Here is a 9,710-nt window from a genome sequence, read left to right on the forward strand (position 1 = left end):
AGGCTATGCGGGGCACGCGCAAGTACGTCCATGTAGCTCTTCGCGGCTCCTGCCGCTCAAGGCCCCGCATAGCCTCCCCGCCCGACCCATGACAGGTTCCGGTGGCCGCCACCCGCGTAATAAAAAAAAGAAAAGCGGTAGCGCAGCGGGCCGTTGGCGGGAACATGCCGCCGACCATGGGTCGGCGCTACCGGGCCGCCATGGACCTGTCGAAGGCGGGGCGGGGTGGCTGCGCAGGACCGTCTTTTCGCATGGATGCGAAAAGCGAGCCTACATGGACGTACTTGCGGCGTGTCCTGCGCAGCCACCCCGCCCCGCCAACCCGCAGCCCCGCAGCTTTTGACGTTGACGTTGACGTTGCCGTCGCCGTTGCCTGCGCTTCAAGCCGTGCGCAGCACACCAAACTCCCTCAGATCGACTCGCCGAACGCTTTGGCCAGGTTGCGGTAGGCCTCGGCCTGGGCCTCATCGTTGGCCGCCGGCGCCACGATCTCCAGCTCCACGATCTGGTCACCGTCCGGGTTCCCCGGCAGCCCGCGGCCACGCAGGCGCAGCCGGCGCCCGGCATCGGATCCAGCGGCCACCTTCAATTCCACCGCACCGCCCAGCGTCGGCACGCTGATGCTGGTGCCCAGCGCCGCCTGCCACGGCGTCACCTGCAGGGTGTACAGGATGTTGCGACCGTCCACTTCGAACTGCGGGTGCGCGGCATATTCCACTTCCAGCAGCAGGTTGCCGCCGTCGGTGCCCTGCCCGCCCAGCCGGATCACCTGGCCCGGCTTGATGCCCTTCGGCACGCGCACGTCCAGCTGGCGGCCGTTGACGGTGATACGCAGGGTATCGCCGTTGTAGGCCGCTTCCAGCGGGACGGAAAGCTTGGCCCGGGTGTCGCGCTGCGGGGCATGGCCGCCACTGCTGAAGCCCGGGCCCGGGCCGCGCCCGGTGCCGCCACGCTGGCGTGCGAACAGGCTTTCGAAGAAATCGCTGAAGCCGCCGTTGGCACCGCCTGCGCCGCCACCGAACACTTCCTCGAAATCGAAGCCACCGCCGCCGCCGTAGTTGGGCGGAACATTGAACTCTTCGCCCGGACGATAGCCCTGGGCCTTCAGCTGGTCATACGCCGCGCGCTTCTGCGGATCGCGCAGCGCCTCGTACGCCTCGTTGATGCCCTTGAACTTTTCTTCCGCCCCGGCTTCCTTGCTGACATCCGGGTGGTACTTGCGCGCCAGCCGCCGGTAAGCGGTCTTGATTTCGGCGTCGCCCGCGCTGGGCTCCACGCCCAGGGTGGCGTAGTAATCCTTGAATTCCATCGTGCTACCTCGAGTGATCCGTCGGCACCGGGGGCGCCAACCCGCGCCTATTCTAGCGGCTGCCGTGTGCAGGCCCGGACGGTGGCGGCCCCGTTGCCCAGCAGATCGGGCGTGAACACGGGATTTTCAATCCGTTGACACGGCCCTTCCCTTGCCATGCCTACGCTGCTCGTTTACCAGGAGCCCCCCATGAGCATCCAAGCTGGCGATCCGATCCCCGAAGTCACGCTGAAACGGATCCGCGACGGCGTGGAGACGATCGACACCAGAGCCCTGTTCGACGGCCGCAAGGCGGTGCTGTTCGCGGTGCCCGGGGCCTTCACCCCGACCTGCTCGGCACGTCACCTGCCCGGCTTCATCGAACACTTCGCCGAATTCCGCCAACGCGGCATCGACGTGTACTGCGTGGCAGTCAACGACCCGTTCGTGATGAAGGCGTGGGGCGAAAGCCAGCACGTCCCCGACGGCTTGCTGATGCTGTCCGATGGCAACGGCGAGCTGGCCCGCGCGCTCGGCCTGGAAGTCGACGCCAGCGCGTCCGGCATGGGCATGCGCTCGCGTCGTTTCGCCCTGTACGTGGAGGACGGCACGGTGCGCGAAGCCTGGATCGACGCCCCCGGCGCGTTCGAGGTGTCATCGGCCGAGCACGTACTGGCACACCTGCCGCACTGATCAACGCGCCACCGCAACCCGCCGAAGGAGAGCAGGCCAGCAGGAGCAGGCACACGCCGGCACGCTGGCCGAGCGCATCGCCATCGACAGCTACCGCGAAATGATCAACTTCGTCGGTGACAAGGGCACCACCACCAAGCGCATCCTCGAAGAGATCCCGGCCCAGGAAGAAGAGCACGCCGACGCGTTCGCCGACCTGCTGGATGGCTGGATCGGCAAGTAGACCGCCCTCAGCGCACCACGTTGAACCGCACCTGGGTCCAGGCCCCATCGCTGGCCAGTGCGGTCAACGCATGCCGTCCCGGCTGGTCGAAGCGCTGGCTGAAAGGCTGCGCGCCGCGGGTGCGGGCGATCCAGCGGCCGTCCAGCAGCCAGTCGATGTCGTGCTCGCTGCCGAGCGCGCGCAGCTGCAGGCGCACACCATCGACAGCACCCGGCGCGCGCGCCACCGACGCGCCGTCGTTGAGCCCATCGATATGCAGGGCGATGCTGGCCTGGCGCCCGTCGTCGCGGCAATCCGGCGCCAGCGCAGGCAATTGCGAGGCGGTACGTGCTGCCTGCGGCAACCACGGTGACAGCAGCGCCGGCCATCGCGCGACCTCACGGTCCTCCACGTCGTGCGGGGCGCTGCAATCTGCGGACAGGCGCCGTCCGCTGTGCGCGTCAGCCTGGTAGCGCTGCCGCCCCGGCTGCCAGCGCCGCGCATCGCGCTCGGCGAAGGTCGGTGGCACGTTGCCGTCGAGCAACCACGCGCGCAATCGCCGCTGGCACAATCCATCGGGCAGTTCACTGGCCAGGCCACCGGTCGGCCAGCACACATCGGCCTGGCTGACGGTAGCCGGACGCGGCGCTGGGGCGCTGGCGCGGCCCTGCCGGGGCAGGCTGTCGACCACCTCGAACATCAGCGGCAGTGCAGTCACCGCCCCGTACTGTCCCGGCAGTGGCGTGCCGTCCGGCCGCCCCACCCAGACCCCCACGGTGTATTGGCGCGTGCTGCCGATCGCCCACGCGTCGCGGTAGCCGTAGCTGGTGCCTGTCTTCCACGCGACCCGTGGCCGCCCCCCGAGGTCGAAGGTATCGGTGCCTTGCCCCGGGCGCGGATTGGCCTCCAGCATCTCGCGCACGATCCACGCCGCCCCCGGCGATACCAGCCGGCGATCCAGCACCGGATCCGAATCGGTATAGCGCACGCGGCCGGCGATGCCATCGCGGTTCAACGCCGCGAACGCGCCGACCAGATCCTCCAGCCGCGCGCCGGTGCCGCCCAGGATCAGCGAGAGGTTGGGCGAGCTTCCGCGTGGAAAGCGCAGCTGGATCCCGGCATGCGACAGGCGTGCGGCGAAGCGAGCCGCTCCGACCCGGTCCAGCAGGTCCACCGAAGGCACGTTGAGCGAAAGCCGCAGCGCGGTGGCCGCGCTCACCGGGCCATTGAAGGCCTCATCGAAATTGCCGGGGCGATAGCCGCCGAAACTCTGCGGTGCATCCACCAGCAGGCTTTCCGAGTGGATCAGCCCGTCATCCAGCGCCATCGCGTACAGGAACGGCTTGAGCGTGGAACCCGGCGAGCGCCAGGCCTGCACCATGTCCACGTGGCCCAGCCGCTGGCGGTCGCCGAAGTTCAGCGTGCCGACGTAGGCGCGTGCCTGCAGGGTCTGGTTGTCGACCACCAGCAGCGCCGCCGACGTGCGCTCGGGCAGCGTGGAGAAGTAGCTGGAAAGCCGGCCCTCCAGCGTGCGCTGCAGGTCGATGTCGATGCTGCTTTGGATGCGCGGCTGGCCCGGTCGTGCGGCATGCAGGCGCTGCGCCAGCAGGGCGGCATGCAGCGGAGGACGCAGCGAACGGGTGACCACCGTTTCCACGCGTGCGTCGTCCACCTCTTCGGCGGACCAGCGCCCCAGCGAAACCATTCGTGCCAGCACCTTGTCACGTGCCTGCTGCGCTGCCTGTGGGTGGCGGTCCGGACGCAGCCGGCTGGGTGCCTGCGGCAACACCGCCAGCAGCGCGGCCTCGGCGTGCGACAGCTGCGCCGCCGGTTTGCCCAGGTAGGCCCAGCTCGCCGCTTCCACGCCCTCGATGGTGCCGCCATAGGGCGCGCGTTCCAGGTACAGGGTCAGGATTTCGCGCTTGGACAGGTGCGCTTCCAGCTGCAGCGCGCGCAGCATCTGCTTGAGTTTCCCCCACGGCGTGCGCGTATGCGGATCCAGGATGCGCGCTACCTGCATGGTCAGCGTGGAGCCGCCCGACACGATGCGCCCCTGCCCCAGCATCTGCGTGCTGGCACGCAGCAGCGCAACCGGATTGATGCCGGGATGGCGCCAGAACCAGCGATCCTCGTAGCCCAGCAGGGCCTGCAGGTAAAGCGGCGAGACCTGGTCCACCGATGCGGGATAGCGCCACACGCCTTCGGCATCGGCGAAGGCGCGCAGCGGGCTGCCGTCCTGCGCGACCACCAGCGTGCTGGTATCGCGCTGCTTCGGCAACGGCGGCGGGAACGCCAAGTCCAGCAGCAGCACCGCCAGCAGCAGCGCCGCGCTGCCCCACCTCAGCCACGGCCACAGTGGCCGCAGGCTGCGCCGCAACCGGCGCAGGCCGCGTTTGATCACTGGCGGCCCCGTCGGCAGGCCGCCGCGTGGCGGCCCGCCCGCCGGCTCACGGCTGCACCACCGTAATCGTGCCCGGGTTGCTGCGGCCGACGCCGCGCAGCTGCGGACGGTACATGTCTTCCACCAGCGACGGCGGCACCGTGTAGGTACCCGGAGTGACTGCGCGCACCAGATAGAACAGCGTCGCCTTGCTGCCACGCGACAGGTTCAGCGCCGCAACGTAGCGGTCATCGCGGAACTCCTCGTGCTTCACGTCGGCGGCATCGCCACGTGAACTGATGCCGATGCCATCCACCACCACGTCGGCCCACTGCTTGGCATCACCCAGGTTGAAGTTCTCGATTTCCAGACCCGCTGGCAGCAGGTCGGTCAGCAGGGCATCGGGCATGCTGCTGTCCGGGGTGACGGTGACGCGCACGATCAGCGCCTCGCCTTCCTTCAACGGACGCGGCGTCCACGGCTTGCCGTCCGTGCCGAACCAGCTGCGCTCCACGCCGATCACGCTGTTGTCCGGCGCCGGCGCGGTGCGCGGAATGCCGGCCACGTCGATGCTGGCGAACATCGGCGGCTCGCCGCTGGGCGCGAATCGCACCCCACTGCCCAGCTGCGCGGCATCGAAGCTGCGGCCGAACAGGCGACGCTCGCCGATGCTTTCGGTCTGCGCGCCGATCACCAGCTCACCGGCCACCAGCTTCTTCTGGTTCGCGGCCAGCGCCTTGCCCAGGCGGGCGATGGCGACCTGTTCCTGGGTGCTCAGCCACATCCAGCCACGGTTGCGGCGCGTATCCAGCTCGCGCCCCAGGTCCACCGAACGCGCATCCCAGGCCGGCTTGGCCAGGTTGTGCTCGTGGGTCAGGGCGATCATCAGCGCGTCATCGCGGATCGCGCTGCCGTAGTCACCGAAGTACGACGGCCGTTCGCTGCTCGGCTTGGCGAAGCCGGCCGTGATGGCGGCCTCGCCGCGCTTGCGGTCCCCCTGCAGCGACAACGCCACGCCCAGGTGCACCAGCGGCAGGCCGCCGATGGCCTTGGCCCGTTCGTTGTCATACAGCGTGCGCAGGGTGCCGAGTGGCGCGCGGTTGACCCGCGCCAGCACGTAGCCGGAGTAGGCCTGGTTGGCGAACTTCAGGTTGTCGCGGCGGTCCTGGCCGTAGAACTGGTTGCCGCCGGACAGCAGGTCCTCGCTGAGCCGGTTCAACGCCTTCTGCAGCACGTTGTCGGGCACGGCGAAACCGGCATCGCGGGCATCCAGCAGGAACTCGGTGATGTACGGCGTCAGCCACGGATTGACGTAGCCGTCGTCGCCCCACATGGAGAAGTTGCCGTTGGCCACCTGCATCGAGGCGAGGCGACCGAAAGCACCTTCCATGCGCTCGCGGCGCACCTTGGCATCCAGCCCGTCGGCGCCGAGCATGGCCGAGGTGGCCTGGTCCAGGATCAGCGCGGCGTAGCCCTTGCTGGTGGTCTGTTCGGCGCAGCCATACGGGTAGTTCAGCGCGCCCTGCAGCGCGCTGGCGAAGGGGATCGGCGGCAGCGGGCTGACCAGCAGGCGCGCGGTCACCGATTCCGGCATCAGCCCGTCCAGCAGGCTGCCGTCCAGGCTGACCGCCGCCAGCGGATCCAGCGTGCGTACCTGCGAGCGCAGCACCTGCGGCCATGCCGCGCGCACCGGCAGGTCGTAGCGGCGATCGGCCTTGAAGCCGTTGCCGTCCACCCGCACGCGCACCTTGGCCACGCTGTGCCCTTCGCGCGCACCCAGCGGGAAGCTGAGCGTGGTCTTGGCGTCGGTCGCCAGCTGGACGGAGCGGGTGCCCTCGGCCAGGCTCAGCGGGCCTTCGGTTTCCACCCGCACGTTGAACTGGCCCGGCTTGCCGGTGAAGTTCTGCACATCCAGGGTGACCGTGCTGCGGTCGCCCGGGGCCAGCACGCGCGGCATGCTGGCTTCGGCCAGCAGCGGAGCGCGGACCACGGTCTCGACATCGCGCTTGCCGTAACTCTCATCGGCATACACCAGCGCCGACACCCGCAGCGTGCCGTTGAAGTCCGGCACCTTCAGCCGGATCCGGGCATTGCCCTTGGCATCGAGCTTCACCGGCCCGGTGAACAGGTCCACGGTCTGCACGCGCGCCGTCGGCCGCTTGGCCTGCGGCAACGCCGCCAGCGCCATGTCGCCACCGAACTTCAGCTTGCCGCTGCTGCCGTCGAAGCTCTCGATGACGCGGCTGTAGATGTCATAGGCATCGATGCCCAGCCGGCGCTGCGCGAAGAAGTGCGCGGCCGCGTCGGGCACCGGGAAGCGGGTGATGTTGAGGATGCCCACGTCCACTGCGGACACGGTCACGTGCGCGACCTTGCCGGCCAGCTGCGGCACGCTGACGGTGACCGGCAGGTCCTGCTCCGGACGCATCTGCCTGGGCGCCACCAGGCCCACGGCCACCGTGCGCGCCTTGCGGTCCATCGGCACGTGCACCACGCCGACCGCGCGTGCCGGCGTCACCTTGCTCGGTGCGCTGCCGCCACGGAACACCAGCGCGGTGATGTATACATCGTGGCGCTCCCAATCAGCAGTCACCGGAATCTTGAAGGTGCTGCCCGGCTTCGCGTCGATATCCTGCACGTAGATCATGCGATCGGTTTCCACCATCAGCAGGCCACGGCCTGCATGCGGCGGCGTCACCGTCACCTCCAGCGTGTCGCCGGCCTTGTAGCCGGTCTTGTCCAGGCCCAGCTTGACCTTGTCCGGGCGTGCATCCAGGCCACGGTTGTCGTCGCCCCAGCTCCAGCCTGCGCGGAACGGGTAGCGGCTGGTCAGGCCGGTGGACGGATCGAACACATCCACCCGGTACTCGCCCCACTCCACCGGCACGTCGAAGGCCACCGCGCTGCTGCCGGCATCGACGGTGCGGGTGTCCTTGTTCTCGAAGCGGCGGGTGAAATCGTAGTCCCAGCGATTGTCGTTGAACGCCCAGTGATAGTCGCGAAGCTCGCGCACCAGGGTGACCTTCAGCCCCTTGGCGGGCTGCGGCGTGCCGGCCGCGTCCACGCGCACCAGCTCGAAGCGCGCGCTGCCGTTGGCATCGGCGCCGTCGTCCGGGTTGAACAGCGGGCGCACGCCGACCAGCGCCGCGGCCGGCCACATCACCCGCTTGAGCGTGCGGTTGACGGTGCGTCCACCGGTTTCATACAGGCTGCCGGACAGCACCACCGCTACCGGGGTCTTCGCCTTGGCGGCTTCTTCCGGCAGGTCCACATCCTGCTTCAGCCTGCCATCGGCCGGCAGCGTGGTATCCACCACGTCCTTGGCTTCGCGCGGCAGGCTCACCGTCGGGTCGCCGAAGAAGTAACCCGGCAGGCCTTCCACCGGCTTCTGTTCCACCGCCACCGCCAGGCGCGCGGTGAAGCGATTGCCGTCGGCCGGGGCGCCATACAGATAGGCACCGTCGGCCTGGAGGCGCAGCGCATCATTGGGTTTGAGACTCTTCTGTGCGCTGTCCAGGTCCAGCTTCATGCGCTCCGGCAGGAACTCCTCGATACGCAGGGTCATGCCCTGGATCGCTTCCTTGCTGGCCGGATCGGTACGGAACTCGACCTGCCAGCGGCCGGTCGGCGCATCGGCCGGGATCAGCTGTTCGAAGTTGAAGTAGCCCTGTTCGCCGGGCTGCAGCTGGGTCTCGCGGAATATCTTGCCATCGGGCTGCTTCAGCCGCAGGAACACCGGCTGGCGTGCCTTGGCATCCTTGCCCGGTGCGACCGGCTTGCCATCGTTGTCGCGCAGCAGCGCGGACAGCCGCACGGTCTCGCCGGGACGGTACAGGTCACGCCCGGACCAGGCGAACACATCGAACCAAGCGTTGTCCCGCCCGGCCACCGCGAACTCGCTCAGGTCCAGCGCAGGCTGGTTGAACGGCAGGAAGCTGGTGTCCTTGCCGCTGCCAGCGACCAGCACGTGGCCGGCATCCAGGGTGTAATCCAGCAGCGCGTTGCCATTGCCGTCGGTGCTGCCGCGCAGGACCACTTCGCCCTTGCCGTCGAGCACGCGCACGTCCACCTTCTTCAGCGGCGCACCATCCTTCAGCGAGGCGGTATGGACGAACAGCTTGTCCTTGTAGGCGCGGGTATGCAGGCCGATGTCGCTGACGCTGAAGAACGCCGTATCGAACTCACCATCGAAGGCACCGGTGCGCTTGAGCACGGCGAAGTACAGTCCCGGCTCCTGCAACTCCTTGATGTCCTGGGTCGGCAGGTAGGTCAGCACGCGCTCGTTCTGCTTGCCGCCCAGGATGAAGCGGTTGACGTAGACCGGTTCGGCCAGGCGGCTGATCGGGGTGCGTTCGCTGTAGTCACTGTCCAGTTCCCAGCTGCCGCGGCGGCCGCCGCGCTGGTACTGGCTGAAGAAGGTCGGCAGTTCCTTTTCGCGCACGCGCAGGAACTCCACGTCCACTTCCGGCACGTTCACCGACACCACCGGCAGGCCGCGGCTGTCGCGCGCGGGCAGCACGCTGCCCTGCGAGGCGAAGCCCGCCACCGGGGTCAGCTCGCCGCTGAACACCTTCTGCCGCAGTTCCTTGCCCAGCCGGCTGCCATCGGCGGCCAGCAGGTCGGCCGACACCACCAGCGAGTATTCCTTGGCGGCTTCCACGAACGGGTAGCGCAGGGTCTTGCCGTCGTCGGACAGGGTCCAGCTGCTGTCATCGGTGCCGACCTTTTCCTCGAAGCGCACCAGCGCATCGAAGTCCTGGGTGCCGACCAGCGGGCGCGAAAACTCCAGCGCCAGCGACAGTCCATCGTTCTTCTGGTCCGGGTAGGCGCGCAGCAGGGTGAACTCGGTCACCTGCTCGGCCTTGGCGGTGATCGCCTCGCCGCTGGCGGCGGGCAGCTGCCCACTGTCATTGCGGTTGCAGCCGGCAAGGCCGGCCAGCAGGCTTCCCGCCACCAGGGCTGCCGCCCATCCCCACTTCCGAAGCCGCAGCGGACCGGTCATGTCGTCACTCCTTGAACAAGGCGTGCATTATGCCGCCAGATCCTTGACGGCGGGGCTACTCTTGGTGGGTGACGACCCGTGGTCGTCACGCTGTTGCAGCCTTCGGCCGTGCCGGCCCACGGTCGGGACCCCCGCGGGCACCGGG

Annotated in this window: 4 protein-coding genes and 1 pseudogene; 2 read left to right on the plus strand and 3 right to left on the minus strand. The window is 68.8% G+C overall.

Annotated elements, in window-relative coordinates:
• Positions 1–409: 409 nt before the first annotated feature.
• Positions 410–1,309, minus strand: a complete 900-nt coding sequence (locus ABE522_RS17010) for a DnaJ C-terminal domain-containing protein (RefSeq protein ID WP_346592714.1) — start codon at positions 1,307–1,309, stop codon at positions 410–412.
• Between the two features lie 189 nt (positions 1,310–1,498).
• Here ABE522_RS17010 and ABE522_RS17015 point away from each other — a divergent pair, with 189 nt between their 5' ends.
• Both ABE522_RS17015 and ABE522_RS17020 read left to right on the plus strand, forming a co-directional pair.
• Positions 1,499–1,981, plus strand: a complete 483-nt coding sequence (locus tag ABE522_RS17015) for a peroxiredoxin (RefSeq protein WP_346592715.1) — start codon at positions 1,499–1,501, stop codon at positions 1,979–1,981.
• Positions 1,982–2,045: 64 nt separating this feature from the next.
• Positions 2,046–2,204: pseudogene (locus ABE522_RS17020) on the plus strand (bacterioferritin); the annotation flags it as partial.
• Between the two features lie 7 nt (positions 2,205–2,211).
• Here ABE522_RS17020 and pbpC read toward each other — a convergent pair.
• The gene (pbpC, locus tag ABE522_RS17025) at positions 2,212–4,584 is read right to left on the minus strand and encodes a penicillin-binding protein 1C (protein ID WP_346592716.1); all 2,373 of its coding nucleotides are present in this window, start codon (positions 4,582–4,584) and stop codon (positions 2,212–2,214) included.
• Positions 4,585–4,630: 46 nt separating this feature from the next.
• Complete coding sequence (locus ABE522_RS17030) at positions 4,631–9,565, minus strand: alpha-2-macroglobulin family protein (protein ID WP_346592717.1); 4,935 nt, start codon at positions 9,563–9,565, stop codon at positions 4,631–4,633.
• Between the last annotated feature and the right edge of the window lie 145 nt (positions 9,566–9,710).

This window comes from Stenotrophomonas lacuserhaii, assembly GCF_039674585.1.
Classification (GTDB): domain Bacteria; phylum Pseudomonadota; class Gammaproteobacteria; order Xanthomonadales; family Xanthomonadaceae; genus Stenotrophomonas; species Stenotrophomonas pennii_A.

Bases quoted from the DNA above. Each gene is read 5' to 3' on its own strand.
- ABE522_RS17030 (WP_346592717.1), bottom strand. From the start codon at position 9,565: ATGACCGGTCCGCTGCGGCTTCGGAAGTGGGGATGGGCGGCAGCCCTG.
- ABE522_RS17015 (WP_346592715.1), top strand. From the start codon at position 1,499: ATGAGCATCCAAGCTGGCGATCCGATCCCCGAAGTCACGCTGAAACGG.
- ABE522_RS17010 (WP_346592714.1), bottom strand. From the start codon at position 1,309: ATGGAATTCAAGGATTACTACGCCACCCTGGGCGTGGAGCCCAGCGCG.